The sequence below is a fragment of the Streptomyces angustmyceticus genome (genome assembly GCF_040701845.1).
Classification (GTDB): Bacteria; Actinomycetota; Actinomycetes; order Streptomycetales; family Streptomycetaceae; genus Streptomyces; species Streptomyces angustmyceticus_A.
Map to the genome: position 1 here is coordinate 636,887 of NZ_JBFBHQ010000003.1, position 17,608 is coordinate 654,494.

General features: G+C 72.4%; 16 protein-coding genes. 7 read left to right on the plus strand and 9 right to left on the minus strand.

All coding sequences use genetic code 11. The features are described from left to right. Window positions 1–19: 19 nt before the first annotated feature. From AB0411_RS10220 to AB0411_RS10235, 4 genes are all read left to right on the plus strand, one after another. Window positions 20–178 (plus strand): DUF4177 domain-containing protein, encoded by a 159-nt coding sequence (locus AB0411_RS10220; protein WP_003967454.1) that lies wholly within the window; start codon window positions 20–22, stop codon window positions 176–178. Next, window positions 175–639 carry a RidA family protein gene (locus AB0411_RS10225; protein ID WP_366416790.1) on the plus strand — a complete coding sequence of 155 codons (465 nt, stop codon included), beginning with the start codon at window positions 175–177 and terminating at the stop codon, window positions 637–639. The genes AB0411_RS10220 and AB0411_RS10225 overlap by 4 nt, the downstream gene beginning before the upstream one ends. A gap of 124 nt (window positions 640–763) precedes the next feature. Further along, entirely contained in the window at window positions 764–1,723 is a 960-nt protein-coding gene (locus AB0411_RS10230; protein WP_366416791.1) for an NUDIX hydrolase, read from the plus strand. Further along, the gene (locus AB0411_RS10235; RefSeq protein ID WP_366416792.1) at window positions 1,720–2,556 is read left to right on the plus strand and encodes an MBL fold metallo-hydrolase; all 837 of its coding nucleotides are present in this window, start codon (window positions 1,720–1,722) and stop codon (window positions 2,554–2,556) included. The genes AB0411_RS10230 and AB0411_RS10235 overlap by 4 nt, the downstream gene beginning before the upstream one ends. Window positions 2,557–2,621: 65 nt before the next feature. Here AB0411_RS10235 and AB0411_RS10240 read toward each other — a convergent pair whose 3' ends face one another. Both AB0411_RS10240 and AB0411_RS10245 read right to left on the minus strand, forming a co-directional pair. Then, complete coding sequence (locus AB0411_RS10240) at window positions 2,622–3,440, minus strand: nucleotidyltransferase domain-containing protein (protein WP_366416793.1); 819 nt, start codon at window positions 3,438–3,440, stop codon at window positions 2,622–2,624. A 209-nt stretch (window positions 3,441–3,649) separates the two neighbouring features. Continuing rightward, window positions 3,650–4,324, minus strand: a complete 675-nt coding sequence (locus tag AB0411_RS10245) for a Crp/Fnr family transcriptional regulator (RefSeq protein ID WP_006604164.1) — start codon at window positions 4,322–4,324, stop codon at window positions 3,650–3,652. 440 nt (window positions 4,325–4,764) lie between these two features. Here AB0411_RS10245 and nth point away from each other — a divergent pair, with 440 nt between their 5' ends. The 3 genes from nth to AB0411_RS10260 are packed head-to-tail and all read left to right on the plus strand — an operon-like array spanning window position 4,765 to window position 7,833. Then, window positions 4,765–5,838 carry an endonuclease III gene (nth, locus tag AB0411_RS10250; protein WP_366416794.1) on the plus strand — a complete coding sequence of 358 codons (1,074 nt, stop codon included), beginning with the start codon at window positions 4,765–4,767 and terminating at the stop codon, window positions 5,836–5,838. 53 nt (window positions 5,839–5,891) lie between these two features. Continuing rightward, the gene (locus tag AB0411_RS10255; RefSeq protein WP_366416795.1) at window positions 5,892–6,620 is read left to right on the plus strand and encodes an NUDIX hydrolase; all 729 of its coding nucleotides are present in this window, start codon (window positions 5,892–5,894) and stop codon (window positions 6,618–6,620) included. Between the two features lie 13 nt (window positions 6,621–6,633). Next, on the plus strand, window positions 6,634–7,833 hold the full coding sequence (locus AB0411_RS10260; protein WP_366416796.1) for a MarP family serine protease: 1,200 nt from the start codon (window positions 6,634–6,636) through the stop codon (window positions 7,831–7,833). A 135-nt stretch (window positions 7,834–7,968) separates the two neighbouring features. Here AB0411_RS10260 and AB0411_RS10265 read toward each other — a convergent pair whose 3' ends face one another. From AB0411_RS10265 to AB0411_RS10295, 7 genes are all read right to left on the minus strand, one after another. Beyond that, window positions 7,969–8,166, minus strand: a complete 198-nt coding sequence (locus tag AB0411_RS10265; RefSeq protein ID WP_350252447.1) for a hypothetical protein — start codon at window positions 8,164–8,166, stop codon at window positions 7,969–7,971. A 220-nt stretch (window positions 8,167–8,386) separates the two neighbouring features. Then, a complete protein-coding gene (locus tag AB0411_RS10270) occupies window positions 8,387–9,322 on the minus strand; it encodes an alpha/beta fold hydrolase (RefSeq protein WP_366416797.1) in 936 nt (311 codons plus the stop codon). After that, complete coding sequence (locus AB0411_RS10275) at window positions 9,319–9,774, minus strand: phage holin family protein (RefSeq protein WP_366416798.1); 456 nt, start codon at window positions 9,772–9,774, stop codon at window positions 9,319–9,321. Before AB0411_RS10275 ends, AB0411_RS10270 begins: the two co-directional genes overlap by 4 nt. Before the next feature lie 44 nt (window positions 9,775–9,818). Then, complete coding sequence (gene nhaA / locus AB0411_RS10280) at window positions 9,819–11,213, minus strand: Na+/H+ antiporter NhaA (RefSeq protein WP_366416799.1); 1,395 nt, start codon at window positions 11,211–11,213, stop codon at window positions 9,819–9,821. A gap of 394 nt (window positions 11,214–11,607) precedes the next feature. After that, entirely contained in the window at window positions 11,608–13,572 is a 1,965-nt protein-coding gene (gene acs, locus AB0411_RS10285; RefSeq protein WP_366416800.1) for an acetate--CoA ligase, read from the minus strand. 149 nt (window positions 13,573–13,721) lie between these two features. Next, complete coding sequence (locus AB0411_RS10290; protein ID WP_366416801.1) at window positions 13,722–16,058, minus strand: SulP family inorganic anion transporter; 2,337 nt, start codon at window positions 16,056–16,058, stop codon at window positions 13,722–13,724. A 506-nt stretch (window positions 16,059–16,564) separates the two neighbouring features. Further along, a complete protein-coding gene (locus AB0411_RS10295) occupies window positions 16,565–17,551 on the minus strand; it encodes an ATP-binding protein (RefSeq protein ID WP_366416802.1) in 987 nt (328 codons plus the stop codon). Window positions 17,552–17,608 lie beyond the last annotated feature (57 nt).

The following is a 17,608-nucleotide window of genomic DNA, read 5'->3' on the forward strand; positions in this document are numbered from 1 at the left end:
CAGGCATTACGCTCGCCCCATGACCAAGTGGGAATACGCAACCGTGCCGCTCCTCGTGCACGCGACGAAGCAGATTCTGGACACCTGGGGCGAGGACGGCTGGGAGCTCGTCCAGGTCGTGCCGGGCCCGAACAACCCCGAGCAGCTGGTGGCCTACCTGAAGCGGGAGAAGGCGTGAGCGCGGCGGAGGACAAGATCGCGGCGCTCGGGCTGAAGCTGCCGCAGGTCGTGCCGCCGCTGGCCACCTACCAGCCCGCGGTGCGCTCCGGCGCCTATGTGTACACCTCCGGCCAGCTGCCGATGGTGGACGGCGCGCTGCCGGTCACCGGCAAGGTCGGTGCCGAGGTCGGCGCCGAGCAGGCCAAGGAGCTCGCCGCGACCTGTGCGCTCAACGCGCTGGCCGCCGTGAAGTCCGTCGTCGGCGACCTCGACAGGATCCAGCGGGTCGTGAAGGTCGTCGGTTTCGTGGCCTCCGCGCCGGACTTCACCGGCCAGCCGGGTGTCCTCAACGGCGCCAGCGAGCTGCTGGGCGAGATCCTCGGGGACAAGGGCGTGCACGCCCGGTCCGCCGTGGGCGTGGCGGTGCTGCCGCTGGACGCCCCGGTCGAGGTCGAGATCCAGGTCGAGATCGCCGAATAGCCCTCCCGTAGGGGCTCCGCGGCCCCGAGCGTGTGCCGTGTGCCGGAGGGCCCCTCGTCAGCAGGGGCCCTCCGGCGCGAAAGACGCCCTCGAACATCAGCGCGCGAGCGCATAGCATCCGGCCATGTCGTCCACGACCAACGGCCAGTGGTACCCACCGGAGTGGCCGGACCGCATCCGGGCGCTCGCGAACGGCGAGCTGACCCCCGCCGAGCCCCGGCGGGCCGCCACCGTCCTGCTGCTGCGGGACTCCGCCTCCGGCGGCCCCACCGTCCACATGCTGCGCAGACGTACCTCCATGGCCTTCGCGGGCGGCGCGTACGCCTATCCGGGGGGCTCCGTCGATCCGCGCGACGAGCGCCCGATCGCCTGGGCCGGCCCGTCGCGCGCCCAGTGGGCGGTCCGTATGGGCGTCGATCCGGCCACCGCGCAGACCATCGTCTGTGCCGCGGTCCGCGAGACGTTCGAGGAGACGGGCGTGCTGCTCGCCGGCACCTCCGCCGAGACGGTCGTCACGGACACCACCGGCGCGGACTGGGAGGCCGACCGCGCGGCCCTGGTCGCCCACGAGCTGTCCTTCGCCGACTTCCTGGCCCGTCGTGGCCTGGTCCTGCGCGCCGACCTGCTCGGCGCCTGGGCCCGCTGGATCACCCCCGAGTTCGAGCCGCGGCGCTACGACACCTGGTTCTTCGTCGCGGCGCTCCCCGAGGGCCAGCACACCCTCCCCCAGGGACCTGAGGCGGGCCCCGGTCCGGGAGAGGCCCCCGGCGCCACCACCGAGGCGGACCTCGCGGTGTGGATCCGGCCGGAGGAGGCCGCGGCCGGCTACGACCGCGGCGAGCTGCTGATGATGCCGCCGACCATCGCGACCCTGCGCTCCCTCCAGCCGTACGCCACCGCCGCGGGCGCGCTGGGCGCCGCGGAGGCCCAGAACCTGACGCCCGTATTGGCGCAGGCCCGCCTCGTGGGCGGCGAGATCGAGCTGAGCTGGCCGGGACACGACGAGTTCACCAAGCACATCGCCCCGTCCGGCACCGGTACCCCCGGGGACGGCGACGGCTCCTCGGGAGGGACCCCCGCATGACCGAAGCATCCGCCCTCCCCGGACAGCCGCGCGGCGGAGCGATCGCCGGGCAGGCGAGCGCGCGGGCCCGGTGCGTCCTCGCCCCGAACCCGTCGCCGATGACCCTGGACGGCACCAACACCTGGATCGTCGCCGAGCCGGACTCCGATCTCGCCGTCGTCATCGATCCCGGGCCGCTCGACGAGAGCCATCTGCAGGCCGTCATCGACACCGCCGAACGGGCCGGCAAGCGCATCGGGCTGACCCTGCTGACCCACGGTCACCCCGACCACGCCGACGGCGCCGCCCGCTTCGCCGAGCTGACCCGTTCGGCCGTACGGGCCCTGGACCCGGCGCTGCGCCTGGGCGACGAGGGGCTCGCAGCGGGCGAGGTCATCACCACCGGAGGCCTGGAACTGCGCGTGGTGCCCACACCGGGCCACACCGCCGACTCGCTCTCCTTCCACCTCCCGGCCGACCGCGCCGTCCTCACCGGCGACACGATCCTCGGGCGCGGCACCACCGTGGTCGCGCACCCCGACGGACGCCTCGGCGACTACCTGGACTCGCTGCGCCGGCTGCGCTCCCTGACGGTCGACGACGGGGTGACGACGGTCCTGCCAGGACACGGGCCGGTGCTGAACGACGCCCAGGGGGCGGTGGAGTTCTATCTGGCGCACCGCGCACACCGGCTCGCCCAGGTGGAGACCGCGGTCGAGGCGGGCCACCGCGCGCCCGCGGAGGTCGTCGCGCACGTCTACGCCGATGTCGACCGGTCGTTGTGGCCGGCCGCCGAGCTGTCGGTGCGGGCACAGCTGGACTACCTGGGCGAGCACGGACTGATCGAGAGCTGACGGCCCGGCGGCGGGCGGCGGGGCCCCGGGGCGCGGACGGGCCCCGGGCGGGCCGAGAGACGGCGTCAGCCCGCCCCCGGCGGGGCCGCCTTCGCCCCGTGGACGGCCAGGTATTCGGCGGCCAGCCAGGGGCCGAGCCCGGTGAGCAGCTCGTCCAGCAGCTCCGGGTGGGCGGCGGGCGCCCGGGCGGCGCGTGCCGCGGCGCGCATCTGCTCGGCGTGCGCCGGGTAGTAGCGGGCGAACACCTCGGCGGACTCGCCCAGATCGCTCGTCCAGCCGCCCCAGCGCGGCATGACCAGGGTGAACCCGGTGCGTACCAGGCGGCGCGCCACACCCCGGGTCAGCCGGGTGCGCTCGGCCTCCGTAGTGGCCGCGGCGGCCCGCTCGCGCAGACCGGGCAGGCTGCGGAAGAGGTCGCCGTTGGTCTCACGGGCCAGGAGTGAGGTGGGGCGGTAGCGGGGCAGCTCGGCGGCGAGGTCCGGGCCGCCGAGCGGCGTGCACAGGCAGGCCACGAACCATCCGAGGTCGTACCGCTCCCGCTCGCTGCGCAGCCGGTCCACGCCGAACAGCAGGATTCCCACGCCGTTGACCTGCCAGAACGCGGCATCCAGGCCGCGCTCGACCGCGCGGACGGCAGCGTGGTCGGCCTCGGTGGGCTCGTCCCGCAGGGCGATCAGCGCGTCGAGGTCGGAGACCCCAGGGACGGCCGTGCCCCGGGGGACGCTGCCGAAGAGATAGCTGCTGTGCAGGCGGCCGGGGCCGAAGCGCGCGCCGGTCCGGGCGCCGAGCTCCGCCACGACGGGCGCGAACGGCGCGGACACCCGGTCCAGGGAGCCTTCCCGCACGAAGCAGCCGTCCCGGTCCAGTCCCCTGCCGCGCGTCATGGCGCCACTATGGCGAGGGGCGGGGGGTGTGGCGACCTGATTACGGGGCGGGGAAGGGCGCGGCGGCCGGTGGCCGGGGCCGCGAGGAGGCGGCCGGCGGCCGGGCCCATGAGAGGTGACCGGCGCCTACGAGAGGGCGCCGGTGCTTCCGCGGGCCCATGCGGAAGGGCCCCGCCGGAGCGGGGCCCTTCCAGGAGGTCGGCGAGGGGTCAGCGCGAGCGCTTGGCCAGCCGCTCGACGTCCAGCAGGATCACGGCGCGCGCCTCCAGGCGCAGCCAGCCGCGGCCCGCGAAGTCCGCGAGCGCCTTGTTGACCGTCTCGCGGGAGGCGCCCACCAGCTGGGCCAGCTCCTCCTGCGTCAGGTCGTGGACGACGTGGATGCCTTCCTCGGACTGCACGCCGAAGCGGCGTGACAGGTCGAGCAGGGCGCGGGCCACGCGGCCCGGCACGTCCGAGAAGACCAGGTCGGACATCTGGTCGTTGGTCTTGCGCAACCGTCGGGCGACCGCGCGCAGCAGGGCCGTGGCCACCTCGGGGCGGGCGTTCAGCCAGGGCTGGAGGTCGCCGTGGCCCAGGCCGAGGAGCTTGACCTCGGTGAGGGCCGAGGCCGTGGCCGTACGCGGGCCCGGGTCGAAGAGCGAGAGCTCACCGATCAGCTCTCCGGGGCCGAGGACGGCGAGCATGTTCTCCCGGCCGTCCGGGGAAGTGCGGTGCAGCTTCACCTTGCCCTCGGTGACCACGTACAGGCGGTCGCCGGGGTCCCCTTCGTGGAACAGGGCGTCGCCGCGGGCGAGCGTGACCTCTCCCATCGAGGCGCGCAGCTCGGCCGCCTGCTCGTCATCGAGCGCCGCGAAGAGCGGTGCGCGCCGCAGAACGTCGTCCACGAGATCTCTCCTTGTCGACATGCTCCGGGGGACTGTGGTCCCCATCATGCCGGAATGCAAAACAGTGCGATCAATCACAAGTTTGCCGGACCGGTGCCGCCCGCCATAAGGCAGGGGGCCGATTGGGGTCACGAATCATAGTGATCAAGCCGGATGTCAGTGGCTGGCCTTAGTCTGGCCGAGTGTCCAATACGCCGGTGGGAGCAGAGGAGTGGGGGGCCGGAAGAGTGAGCGCAGGGCGTGATTCCGCTGTGGGCGAACAGCCGTCCGGCCGCACGCCGAATCCCGGCGAAAGCGGCAAATCGCTCTCCGGGGTGACGTCCGGCCCGGAGCCGGCCGTCCGTAGGCCCGGCGCGTCGCGGCCGGCGGCGCAGGACACCGCGCAGACCTCCGTGAAGAAGACCTCGGTAGGCAGGACCTCGGCAGGGAAGAAGGCCGCCGTGAACGAAACCCCAGAGAAGCCGGCGGCGGCCACGAAGGCCGCGGCACAGAAGGCCGTCACGAAGAAGGCCACCGCCCGGAAGGCCGTCGCCACGAAGGCCACGACGAAGAAGGCCACCACGAAGAAGACGGCCGCGGCCGCCGAGAAGGCCCCCGCGAAGAAGGCGCCCGCCAAGAAGGCGGCGACGGTCAAGAAGGCGGCCACCAAGACCGCCCCCGCCAAGAAGACCACCGCGAAGACGACCGCCGAGACGGCCGCGAAGAAGACCCCGGCGAAGAAGACCCCCGCGCGCAAGCCCGAGTCGCGGGTCGCCATGGTGCGGCGGGCCCGCCGGATCAACCGCGAGCTGGCCGAGCTGTACCCGTACGCCCACCCCGAGCTGGACTTCACCAACTCCTTCGAGCTGCTGGTCGCCACGGTCCTGTCCGCGCAGACCACCGACCTGAGGGTCAACCAGACCACCCCGCGTCTCTTCGCGGTCTGCCCCACGCCCGAGGACATGGCCGCGATGGATCCGGAGCGGCTGGAGGAGCTGATCCGGCCGACCGGCTTCTTCCGGGCCAAGGCGAAGTCGCTGCTCGGGTTGTCGGCCGCGCTGCGCGACCGCTTCGGCGGCGAGGTGCCGGGCCGCCTGGAGGACCTGGTCACCCTGCCCGGAGTCGGCCGCAAGACCGCCAATGTCGTGCTGGGCAACGCCTTCGGCGTCCCGGGCATCACCGTCGACACCCACTTCGGCCGCCTCGCCCGCCGTTTCGGCTGGACCACCGCGGAGGACGCCGAGAAGGTCGAGGCGGATGTCGCCGAGATCTTCCCCAAGAGCGAGTGGACGATGCTCTCGCACCGCGTGGTCTTCCACGGCCGGCGCGTCTGCCACTCCCGCAAGCCCGCCTGCGGCGCCTGTGCCATCGCCCCGCTGTGCCCCGCGTACGGCGAGGGCGAGACGGACCCGGAGAAGGCCAGGAAGCTGCTGAAGTACGAGCTGGGCGGCCAGCCCGGGCAGCGGCTGAAGCCGCCGGCCGACTATCCGGGGCAGCCCGCGCCCCCGATGGCGTCCCAGGTGGCCGCGCCATGACGGCACCTGCCCAGAGGTGACCGACGATCGATGCCAGGCCTGAGGGGGCGCGTATGAGGAGTGCACGGGAGCAGCGGTACGGCGACGAGGCGGACGTCCGCGGCGCGGCGTCCGGCCGGGACGCCACGGTCACGGCCGACGGCCTGCCCGAGTGGCTGGCCCCGGTGGCCCGCGCGGCCGCCACGATCGAACCGCGCCAGCTCAGCCGCTTCCTGCCGCCCGAGAGCGGCGGGCGGCAGTCCGCCGTGCTGATCCTCTTCGGCCACGGCGCACGCGGCCCCGAGCTGCTCCTGATGGAGCGCGCCGGGACCCTGCGCTCGCACGCCGGCCAGCCCTCCTTCCCCGGCGGCGCCCTCGACCCGGAGGACGGCGACCCCGACGGGCCCGGTCCGGTGCGGGCGGCGCTGCGGGAGGCCGAGGAGGAGACCGGCCTCGACCCGTCGGGTGTGCAGGTCTTCGGCGTGCTGCCGCGGCTCTACATCCCCGTCAGCGGCTTCGTGGTGACGCCCGTTCTGGGATGGTGGCGCCGGCCGAGCCCGGTCGGCGCGGTCGACCAGGCGGAGACCGCACGGGTCTTCACGGTTCCCGTGGCGGATCTCACGGATCCGGCCCATCGTGTGACAACGCGCCATCCCAGCGGCCACACCGGGCCCGCGTTCCTTGTCGAGAACGCCCTGGTCTGGGGCTTTACGGCCGGCGTCATCGACCGGATCCTGCACTACTGCGGGTGGGAGATTCCGTGGGACCGTGACAAGGCGGTCCCACTGGACTGGCGCTCGTGAGACGGTGTCCGGCGTGAACGTCCTGGACATCTTGCTACTGGTCGCGGCCGTATGGTTCGCGATCATCGGCTATCGGCAAGGCTTTGTCGTCGGCATCCTGTCCGTGATCGGCTTCCTCGGGGGCGGCCTGATCGCGGTCTACCTGCTGCCCGTGATCTGGAACGAGATCACCGGAGACGCGACACCCGGCACCTTCGCGGCCGTCGCGGCGGTCGCCATCGTGATCGTGTGCGCATCCGTGGGCCAGGCGCTCACCACCCACTGGGGCAACAAGCTGCGCCGCCACATCACCTGGTCACCGGCGAGAGCGCTGGACGCGACCGGCGGCGCGCTGGTCAACGTGCTGGCGATGCTGCTGGTGGCCTGGCTGATCGGGTCGGCGCTGGCCGGTACCTCCCTGCCCACGCTCGGCAAGGAGGTCCGGAACTCCAAGGTGCTCCTCGGGGTGTCCCGGGTGATGCCCCAGCAGGCCGGCACCTGGTTCGCCGACTTCTCCTCGGTCCTCGCGCAGAACGGCTTCCCCCAGGTCTTCACGCCGTTCTCCAACGAGCCGATCCACAATGTGCCCGCGCCCGATCCCCGGCTGGCCACCAGCCCGGTGGCGGCACAGGCACGGCGCAGCATCGTCAAGGTCGTCGGCACGGCCCCCGGCTGCGGCAAGGTCCTCGAAGGCACCGGCTTCGTCTTCGGCCGGCACCGCGTGATGACCAACGCCCATGTGGTCGGCGGCGTCCGCGAGCCGACCGTCCAGGTGGGCGGCGAGGGCCGTACGTACGACGCCAAGGTCGTGATCTACGACTGGCGTCGTGACATCGCGGTGCTGGAGGTGCCCGCGTTGGAGGCGCCGGCGCTGCAGTTCGCCGACGGGGACGCGAACAGCGGCAACAATGCCATCGTCGCCGGCTTCCCGGAGAACGGCGGCTACGACGTCCGCTCCGCCCGTATCCGCGGCCGCATCCAGGCCAACGGCCCGGACATCTACCACCGCGGCACGGTCGGCCGCGATGTCTACTCCCTCTACGCCACGGTCCGTCAGGGCAACTCCGGCGGCCCGCTGCTCACCCCGCAGGGCAAGGTCTACGGCGTCGTCTTCGCGAAGTCGCTGGACGACTCGCACACCGGCTATGCGCTGACCGCCGACGAGGTCCGCCAGGACGTCCTCCAGGGACGTACGGCCCGGCAGCAGGTCGACAGCCAGGGCTGCGCGATCTAGGTCCGGTCGGCACGGTCCCGGGGCGTGTCCGGCGGTCGGTGACCGCCGGGCGGGCGCCTTGGGGCTGTGCCGGGCGCGGGAGACATGCTCCGCGCGCCCGGCCGGCGGCCGGGCGTCGGGTGCGGAAGCCGTGGGTCAGGTACGGGGATGGCGTAGCCGCGCGCTCATCCAGCGCGCTCTGCGGCGCAGGATACGAGGGATGCCCATGGGGTGCGCCGGGTCGGGGGAGGCGCCGGACCCGAGGTCCGGGGTTCCCCTGTCCTGAGTACCCACTACAGCGGCACTGCTGCGGCGGTTGCGTGCCACGTCACGGTAGTCGTGCGTCCAGCCCATACTTTCGACTCTGCCCGTGCCCCAAGGTCCGTAACCGCCTCGGGGACCGCCAATTGGCCTATGCGCCGGGCAAGTGGCTGTTCGTCATACATGCGTTCGGGCGCCGGTCGGGTGCACCCGCCCGGTGGGGGCGCACCGGGGAGCCGGTGTGCCCGCCTGTCCCAACGATCGGGCTCCGGGCTCTCGTTGCCCGGGGCCCGCTGCTGCCGGGCGCGGCCGCTCAGCGATCCGGTTCCGGGTCCTTGAGCCAGTTGATCAGTTCCGTGGAGAACGCCACCGGGTCCTCCTCGTGCGGGAAGTGGCCCAGGCCGTCGAACAGCCGCCAGCGGTACGGCGCCTCGACGTACTGGCCCGAGCCGGCCGCGCTGCGGGTGCGCATCACCGGGTCGAGCGAGCCGTGCAGATGCAGCGTCGGGACCCGTACGGGCATCTTCATCCGGCGGTTGAACTGGATGCCGTCGGGGCGCGCCAGCGACCGCACCATCCAGCGGTACGGCTCGATCGAGCAGTGCGCCGTCGACGGGATGCTCATCGCCCGCTGGTAGACGGCGATCGCCTCGTCGTCGGGCAGCCGGGGCCCGGACCAGTCGCGGATCATCCGGCCCACCAGCGCCGCGTCGTCCGCCGTCAGCCGGCGCTCGGGCAGCCAGGGCCGCTGGAAGTTCCAGATGTGCGAACTGCGGGCGCTCTGCCGGACGTCGGCGAGCATCGCCGAGCGCCAGCGCCGCGGGTGCGGCATCGAGGACACGGCCAGCCGGCGCACCAGCTTGGGCCGCATCACCGCCGCCGTCCAGGCGAGGTAACCGCCCAGGTCGTGGCCGACGAGCGCGGCGTCCGGCTCGCCCAGGGACCGTATGACGCCGGTGATGTCCAGGGCGAGGTTCGCCGGGTCGTAGCCGCGGGGTGTGCGGTCGCTGCCGCCGACGCCCCGCAGGTCCATCGCCACCGCCCGGAAACCGGCCTCGGCCAGCGCGGGGAGCTGGTGCCGCCAGGTCCACCAGAACTGCGGAAAGCCGTGCAGCAGCAGCACCAGCGGGCCCTCGCCCATCTCCGCGATGTGGAAGCGGGCGCCGTTGGCCGCGACGTCACGGTGCGACACCGTCCCACCGGGGATGCCGATCCGTACGACCGAGGCGGTGCTGTCAGGGGCTGTCATACCGATGAGCGTGTCACAGACTCCAGCGCCGGGTGTTCCACCGGGGCCAGGCGCGGGTGCGGCTTGGCCTTCTGGAGCACGGCCGCCGTCTCCTTGGCCGAGTTGATGGACTTCTCCGGCTTCTTGATCTTCTTCATCTTGGCCATGGCGATCAGGGCCAGCAGACCGGCGAGCACCAGGAAGGCGCCGCCGACGATCAGGAAGGACCAGGCGAGCCCGAGGCCGAGGTTGTGGATGCCGTAGGCCGCCGCGAAGCTCAGCACCGGCAGCGCGAACAGCGCCAGCGCGCCCGCGACCATGAACGCGGCACTGCCGATGCCGGCCCGCTTGGCGTCCTGGCGGAACTCCGCCTTGGCCAGCGCGATCTCGTCGTGCACCAGCGCGGACATCTCGGCGGTGGCCGTGGCCACCAGCTGTCCGAGGCTGCGTTCCGTGCCGTCGGCTGCGCTCATCGCCGTCTCCCTCTTCTCTTCACCCGGATGCAAAGCCTCTCAGATCATGCCGGACCATCGTCTCCGGCATGCCTGCTGGAGGCCACTTCGGCAAGTCGCCGGTGTTCCGCGGCCTTCGCTTCGTGGATTGCCGCCATCCGCAGGTGGTATTCGGGGTTGTCGAGTTCGTAGATGTCGGGGATGCCGTCCTGGTCCTCGTCCCGCTCTTCTTCCTCGCACAGCTTCTTGTACTCGGCATTACGGAGCTTGAGCAGGATCCCCGCGAAGACGGCCGCCAGCAGCGAGCCGATCAGTACCGATGCCTTGATCTCGTCGGTCAGCACCGCGTTGCCGGAGAAGGCGAGTTCGCCGATGAGCAGCGAGACGGTGAAGCCGATCCCGGCCAGGGAGGCGACGGCGAAGACATCCGGCCAGGCGAGGTCGGGGTTGAGTTCGGCCTTGGTGAAGCGGGCGGCCAGCCAGGTGCCGCCGAAGATGCCGAACGTCTTGCCCACCACCAGGCCGAGGACGACCCCCAGCGTCTCCGGCCGGGTGAACACGTCGTGGACCGCGCCGCCGGATATGGAGACGCCCGCGGAGAAGAGGGCGAACAGCGGCACGGCGAAGCCGGCCGAGAGCGGGCGGACCAGGTGCTCGATGTGCTCGCCCGGGGACTGGGTCTCCCCCTCGCGCCGGGTGCAGCGCAGCATCAGGCCCATGGCGACGCCGGCGATGGTGGCGTGCACCCCGCTGTTCTCCATCAGTCCCCAGATGACCAGGGCGAGCGGCACGTAGACGTACCAGCCCCGGACGCCCTTGCGCAGCAGCAGATAGAAGATCACCAGGCCGACGGCGGCCAGACCGAGCGCCAGGAAATTGAGCGTCGAGGTGAAGAAGACCGCGATGATCAGGATGGCGAAGAGGTCGTCGACGACGGCGAGCGTCAGCAGGAAGGCGCGCAGCGCGGCGGGCAGGGACGTGCCGATGACGGCGAGCACGGCGAGGGCGAAGGCGATGTCGGTGGCGGTGGGCACCGCCCAGCCCTGCAGCGAGCCGCCGCCGATGCTGTTGACGGTGAAGTAGACGACCGCCGGCATCGCCATCCCGCACAGCGCGGCGATCACGGGCAGCGCGGCGGCTTTTGGATCGCGCAGCTCGCCGGCCACCAGTTCGCGCTTGAGCTCGATGCCGGCCACGAAGAAGAAGACCGCGAGCAGCCCGTTGGCGGCCCAGTGCTGGACGGACAGGTCCAGACCCAGTGCGGCCGGTCCCAGGTGGAAGCCGCGGACCGCCTCATAGCTGCCGCCAAGGGTGTTTGCCCAGATCAGAGCGGCTACGGCGGCGGCGAGCAGGAGGACGCCGCCGACGGTTTCGGTGCGCAGCGCGTTCGCGATGTAGTTGCGTTCGGGCAGCGGCATCCGCCCCAGGAATGGGTTGCGGCGGTGGGTGGGGGCGCTCACGCGGTGACCTCCGGGCCTCTCGGTAGCTGCGTACGGCTGTTGCAGTTGCCGACCAGACTTCCCGGCGCACCCTGAGTTTCTTAGCGTGTCATTGACGCAGCTCCCACTTTACCGACCAGGGGCAAGCGGCTATCCGGTGGCCCCACTTTACGGGCAAACCGGGCGTTGGGCTGCTGGAGGGCGGCTGGGGCGCAGGGGCGGGCGCTGGTGGGGGCCGGGCTGCGCGGGAGCGGGGCCCGGCGGTGCCGGAGCGGGTGCGGGGCCGGGGCGTGGGGCCCGGGGGAGCGGTGGCTCTCGACGCGGACCCGGACCGCCCGGAGGCGCCCCTTCGCCGGAGACGACGGAGGGGCGCCCGGCCGCGTCGGCCGGGCGCCCCGTCGGGCGGGGGTTCCGCTCAGTCCTCGGAGGCCGCGCTCGGCAGCTTCGCCTGGATCAGCTCCATGACCGAGGAGTCGGTGAGGGTCGTGACATCACCGAGGTCGCGGTTCTCGGCGACATCGCGCAGCAGCCGCCGCATGATCTTGCCGGAGCGGGTCTTGGGCAGCTCCGCGACCGGCAGGATCCGCTTGGGCTTGGCGATCGGGCCGAGCTGCTGGGCGACATGGGCGCGCAACTCCTCGACGAGGCCCTCGTCCTCCGCCGCGCCGCCTCGCAGGATGACGAAGGCGCAGATGGCCTGGGTGGTCTGCGGGTCGGCGGCGCCGACGACCGCGGCCTCGGCCACCTTCGGGTGCGAGACCAGCGCCGACTCGACCTCGGTCGTGGAGATGTTGTGGCCGGACACCAGCATCACGTCGTCCACCCGGCCGAGCAGCCAGATGTCGCCGTCGTCGTCCTTCTTGGCACCGTCGCCGGCGAAGTACTTGCCCTCGAAGCGCGACCAGTACGTGTCGAGGTAGCGCTGGTCGTCGCCCCAGATGGTGCGGAGCATGGACGGCCAGGGCTCGGTCAGCACGAGGTAGCCGCCGGCGCCGTCGGGGACCTCGCGGGCCTCGTCGTCCACGACGGTCGCCGCGATGCCGGGCAGCGCCACCTGGGCCGAGCCGGGCTTGGTGGCCGTGACGCCCGGCAGCGGGCTGAGCATCATGCCGCCGGTCTCGGTCTGCCACCAGGTGTCGACGATCGGCGTGGCATCGGCCCCGATGTGCTTGCGGTACCACATCCAGGCCTCGGGGTTGATCGGTTCGCCCACCGAGCCGAGGACGCGCAGCGACGACAGGTCGAACTTCGCCGGGATGTCGTCGCCCCACTTCATGCAGGCGCGGATCGCGGTCGGCGCGGTGTAGAGGACCGTCACGCCGTACTTCTGGACGATCTCCCACCAGCGGCCCTGGTGCGGGGTGTCGGGCGTGCCCTCGTAGAGCACCTCGGTCGCGCCGTTGGAGAGCGGGCCGTAGGTGATGTACGAGTGGCCGGTCACCCAGCCGACATCGGCGGTGCACCAGAACACGTCGGTCTCGGGCTTGAGGTCGAAGACCGCGTGGTGGGTGTACGAGACCTGGGTGAGGTAGCCGCCGGTGGTGTGCAGGATGCCCTTGGGCTTACCCGTGGTGCCGGAGGTGTACAGGATGAACAGCGGGTGCTCGGCGTCGAAGGCCTCGGGCGTGTGCTGCTCGCTCTGCCGCTCGACGATCTCGTGCCACCACACGTCCCGGCCGTCGTGCCAGGCGACGTCCTCCTGGCCGGTGCGGCGGACGACCAGGACGCTGCGGACGTTCTCCGTGCCGGGCCTGGTCAGCGCCTCGTCGACGGCGGGCTTGAGGGCGGACGGCTTGCCGCGGCGGTAGCCGCCGTCGGCGGTGATCACCACGCGGGCGTCGGCGTCGTTGATGCGGGTGGCGAGGGCGTCCGCGGAGAAGCCGCCGAAGACGACGGAGTGCGGGGCGCCCAGGCGGGCGCAGGCCAGCATGGAGATGACCGCCTCGGGGATCATCGGCAGGTAGATGGCCACCCGGTCGCCGCTGCGCACGCCCAGCTCGGTCAGCGCGTTGGCCGCCTTGGAGACCTCGCGCTGCAGCTCGGCGTACGTGATCGCGCGGGTGTCACCCGGCTCGCCCTCGAAGTGGATGGCGACCCGGTCGCCCAGGCCGTTCTCGACGTGCCGGTCCACGCAGTTGTACGCGACGTTGAGCTTGCCGTCGGCGAACCACTTCGCGAAGGGCGGGTTGGACCAGTCGAGGGTCTGGGTGGGCGCGGTCTCCCACGACAGGCGTCGGGCCTGCTCGGCCCAGAAACCCAGCCGGTCCGCCGCGGCCTGCTCGTACGCGGCAGCCGTGACGTTGGCGTGCGCGGCCAGATCGGCGGGCGGCTCGAACCGCCGCTCCTCCTTGAGCAGGTTGGCCAGGCTTTCGTTGCTCACAACTTCTCCCATTCCCAGGGCGTCCGATGTGTCCCCAGGTCATAGCTCATCAGCCCACGCCCGGCCCTGACAAGGCCTGTGGAAAATTATTGGTGTAGACCTGTTGGCGGGGAGTCAGTTCCGGGGGTGCCGAGGGGCTGCCGCGCAGGTCAGGCCGTCACCGGTGCCGGTTCGCCACGGACCGCGCAGAACCGCCCGGTGGCCTCGTCGAGCACGTATGCCTGGGCCTCGCCGACATGGAAGTACATGCCGTGCAAGGTGAGCGCGCCCTCGGCCACCCGGCGCGACACGCAGGCGTGCGTCCTGAGGTGGTCGAGCTGTTGCATGACGTTGACGAGCGCCAGCCGCTCCTGGTCGTCGCTCACCGGGCGACCGCTCAGGGAGACTTCGCCCCGCCCCAGCCGCCCGATGCGCTGCATACGGGCCAGGCTCGGCCGCCCGTGCCGCAGCCACCGGGACAGCGAGGTCGGCTCGGCGTCCTCCGGGGCGGCGGCGCCCAGCAGCGCCCCCATGGCCCCGCACCCCGAATGGCCGCACACCGTGATCGACCCGACCCGCAGCACCTCCACGGCGTACTCGATCGCCGCCCCCACGGAGTCGCAGGAGGCATCCGAGCCGGGCGGCGGCATCAGGTTGCCGACATTGCGCACGGTGAACAGGTCTCCCGGCCCACTCGACGTGATCATGCTCGTGACCAGCCGGGAGTCGGCGCAAGTCAGGAACAGCTGGGTGGGCCGCTGCCCCTCGCGCGCCAGCCGTGCCAGCTCTTCGCGCACGAGCGGGGCCGTATGGCGCTGGAACGCGCTGACCCCGCCCAGCAGTTGGCTGCCGCTGCTCTCCGCGGTCGCTGCCGCCTCCGGGGCGGGCCGGGTGCAGTGGTGGTTGCGCCACGGCGTCCACGGGCGGCAGGAGTGCGCGCGGGCCGGTTCGGCGATCGGCCGTCCGGAGCGGCCGCCGAGGGTCACCCCGCCGCCGTGCGCCCGGTGGGCGGTGGACCAGGACTGCAGCGCCTCGTAGGCGGCATGGTCCATGAACGAGCCGCACAGTTCGATGACGACGTCGGTGTGCGCGGGGACCTGCGCCAGCGCCCGGGTCAGCCGCGGCACCGCCAGGAACGTCAACTGTCCGCTGACGCGCACCCGGTGCCCCCCGGCCTCCTCCGCCACCGTGATCCCGGTGTGCGTCAGCCGGCGCAGTGCCAGCAGGAGCGCGACGGCGATGCCCGTCACGACGCCCTGGAGCACGCCGAGCAGCACGACGCCGCCCAAGGTGGCGGCGTACACCGGGAACTCGCGGTGGCGCTGTACGTGCCGGATGTGCGCGAAGCTCACCATGCGCACGCCGACGACCATGACCAGCGCGGCGAGCGCGGCCAGCGGGATCAGCTCCAGTGCCGCGGCCAGCAGCCCCGCGCAGAGCAGCACCCATACGCCGTGCAGCACGGTGGCCCGGCGGGTGGCCGCGCCCGCCCGCACATTCGCCGAGCCGCGCATCGCGCCTCCGGACACCGGCAGCCCGCCCAGCAGCCCGGAGACGGCATTGGCCACGCCCTGGCCGACCAGCTCGCGGTTGAGCCGGGTCCGCCCCGTGGGAGCGTCCGGCCGCTCGGCCGCCAGCCGGCCCACGGCCACCGCCGACAGCAGCGACTCCATACTGGCGACGAGGGTGACGGTCAGCACCGCGGCGGCCAGCGCCGGAAGGGACGCGTCCGGCAGCACCGGCGGCTCGGGCAGCCGCCAGGACGGCAGCTCCACGCGCGCCACCGCCGTTCCCGTGCTGACGGCCGTCGCGGCGAGCACGGCGGCCAGCGGGGCCGGCAGCACCCGCGCCCACCGCCCGATACGGCCCGGCAGCCGCCCCCAGCCGATGAGCACGACGACGGTGACGCCGCCGATCAGCAGCGCGGCGGCGTGCGGGTGCGCCAACTGGCCGGGCAGGGCTGCGGCGTTGTCGAGCGCCGAGCTGTCCGGGCTGCCGCCGAGCACCACATGGAGCTGTCCGAGGGCGATGGTGGCCCCGATACCGGCCAGCATGCCGTGCACGATCGCCGGGCTGACGGCCAGCGCCGCGCGGGCCACCCGCAGGGCCCCCAGAGCGAGTTGGGCGAGGCCGGCCAGGACCGTGATGGCGCAGGTGGCGCGCCAGCCGTAGTGCTGGACCAGGTCGGCGGTGACCACCAGGAGGCCGGTGGCCGCACCGGTCACCTGGAGCGGGGCGCCGCCGAGCAGACCGGCGACGATGCCGCCGGCGACCGCGGCGACCAGCCCAGCCTGGAGCGGGGCGCCGGTGGCCAGGGCGATGCCCAGCGACAGCGGGACGGCGAGCAGGAAGACGACGACCGAAGCGGAGAGGTCCCCTCGGAAGGCGGCCCGGCGGGCCCCCTTGGAGCGAGGGCCGGGCCCGGAGGATGTGCCGGGCTCGGGAGGCGTTTCGGTGGGGGGAGAGGTGTGCGACGACTGCGGCGGCAACTTCTCGATCTGCGGCATTCCCGTCTCCTCCGGGGCGACGCGGTCGCGCGGGGCGCGAGCGTGGGGCGGCGGTGTACTGCGGCGGGACGTGAGCCGGCCGGTGGTTGCCGCCGTTGGGCGACGGTCCGGTGACTCTCAAGCATCGGTAAATGAACCGTAATGACAGGTAAAGGTAAGGAGAAGCTTTTACCGGCAAATGCCGTCATCCTTCCCCCTATGTGGTGAATAAGATGACGCTCGGCTTGCTGATTTCCTGTCGCTTCTCGACGGCGAGAAGTCGGTGTGCGGGGATTCCGGTGAACTGCCGGCGGAGGGGGTCCGGGCGCCGGAAATGAGGCGCCGATAGCGGTGCCCGGCGAAATCGAGTGGCCCGCGGCAAAGGCGACGGCGCCGCAGGCGATCGGTGTCATGGGCGACCGCATTCATCGCCGCGGCGGCCGTACTCCAGGTGCTGCCGGGGGCGGGCGCCGGAGGGGGCGGCTGGGCGGCGTGCCGCTCCGGGGCCCCCTCCGGACCCGTACCCGTCAGGCGGGCTGTGGGGCGGCCGCCCCTTCGAAGAGCACGAAGGACGGGTCGACCTGGGCCGCAAGATCGACTCCGGTCTTCGCATTGCCCCAGCTCTCCGCGTTCTTCAAATGGAAGTGCACCATCTGGCGGGTGTAGCGCTCCCAGTCGCGGCGCCCGTAGGCGGCGTCGGCCGTGCGGTGCAGGGTCTCCAGGGCGTGGCGGTTGTCCTCCTCCAGGCAGGCGAAGGGGCTCGGGCGGCCCTTCTCCATGGCGCGCACCCAGTCGGAGTGGCCGACGGTCACCAGCAGGTCCTCGCCCGCCTCCTCGCGCAGGAACGCCAGGTCCTCGGGGCCCTGCACCTTGTTGCCCACGACCTTCAGGGGGACGCCGAAGTCCCGCGCGTACTCCTTGTACTGGCGGTAGACGGCGATGCCCTTACGGGTCGGCTCGGCCACCAGGAAGGTCATGTCGAAACGGGTGAACATCCCGGAGGCGAAGGAGTCGGAGCCGGCCGTCATGTCGACGACGACGTACTCCTCGCGGCCGTCCACGAGGTGGTTCAGGCACAGCTCCACGGCGCCGACCTTGGAGTGGTAGCAGGCCACGCCCAGGTCGGACTCGGTGAACGGCCCGGTCGCCATCAGCCGTACGGCGGAGTCGCCGAGCTGCACCGTCCTGGCGCAGGCGTCGTACACGGGGTTGTTCTCGCTGATCCGCAGCAGCCGGGAGCCCTCGCCGGGCGGGGTGGTCTTGATCATCGATGCGGCGGACGGGATCCGCGGGTTGCTGCCGCGCAAGTAGTCCTTGATCAGCGGGAGGTGGGCGCCCATCGCGGGGAGCGCGGCGTCCTCCGCCTCGTCGAGGCCGAGGGCGGCGCCCAGATGCTGGTTGATGTCGGCATCCACGGCGATCACGGGGAGTCCGGTCGCGGCGAGATGGCGGATGAACAGGGAGGACAGGGTGGTTTTGCCGCTGCCGCCCTTCCCTACGAAAGCGATCTTCATGTTCACCAAGGGTAAGTGGAAGATCGCCGTGGGTGAGAGGGCTGCGTGAGGAAGACC

Coding starts and splice junctions, on each gene's coding strand:
- AB0411_RS10220 (WP_003967454.1), top strand. CDS start 20: ATGACCAAGTGGGAATACGCAACCGTGCCGCTCCTCGTGCACGCGACG.
- AB0411_RS10230 (WP_366416791.1), top strand. CDS start 764: ATGTCGTCCACGACCAACGGCCAGTGGTACCCACCGGAGTGGCCGGAC.
- AB0411_RS10235 (WP_366416792.1), top strand. CDS start 1,720: ATGACCGAAGCATCCGCCCTCCCCGGACAGCCGCGCGGCGGAGCGATC.
- AB0411_RS10240 (WP_366416793.1), bottom strand. CDS start 3,440: ATGACGCGCGGCAGGGGACTGGACCGGGACGGCTGCTTCGTGCGGGAA.
- AB0411_RS10255 (WP_366416795.1), top strand. CDS start 5,892: ATGAGGAGTGCACGGGAGCAGCGGTACGGCGACGAGGCGGACGTCCGC.
- AB0411_RS10265 (WP_350252447.1), bottom strand. CDS start 8,166: ATGGGCTGGACGCACGACTACCGTGACGTGGCACGCAACCGCCGCAGC.
- AB0411_RS10270 (WP_366416797.1), bottom strand. CDS start 9,322: ATGACAGCCCCTGACAGCACCGCCTCGGTCGTACGGATCGGCATCCCC.
- AB0411_RS10275 (WP_366416798.1), bottom strand. CDS start 9,774: ATGAGCGCAGCCGACGGCACGGAACGCAGCCTCGGACAGCTGGTGGCC.
- AB0411_RS10290 (WP_366416801.1), bottom strand. CDS start 16,058: ATGCCGCAGATCGAGAAGTTGCCGCCGCAGTCGTCGCACACCTCTCCC.
- AB0411_RS10295 (WP_366416802.1), bottom strand. CDS start 17,551: ATGAAGATCGCTTTCGTAGGGAAGGGCGGCAGCGGCAAAACCACCCTG.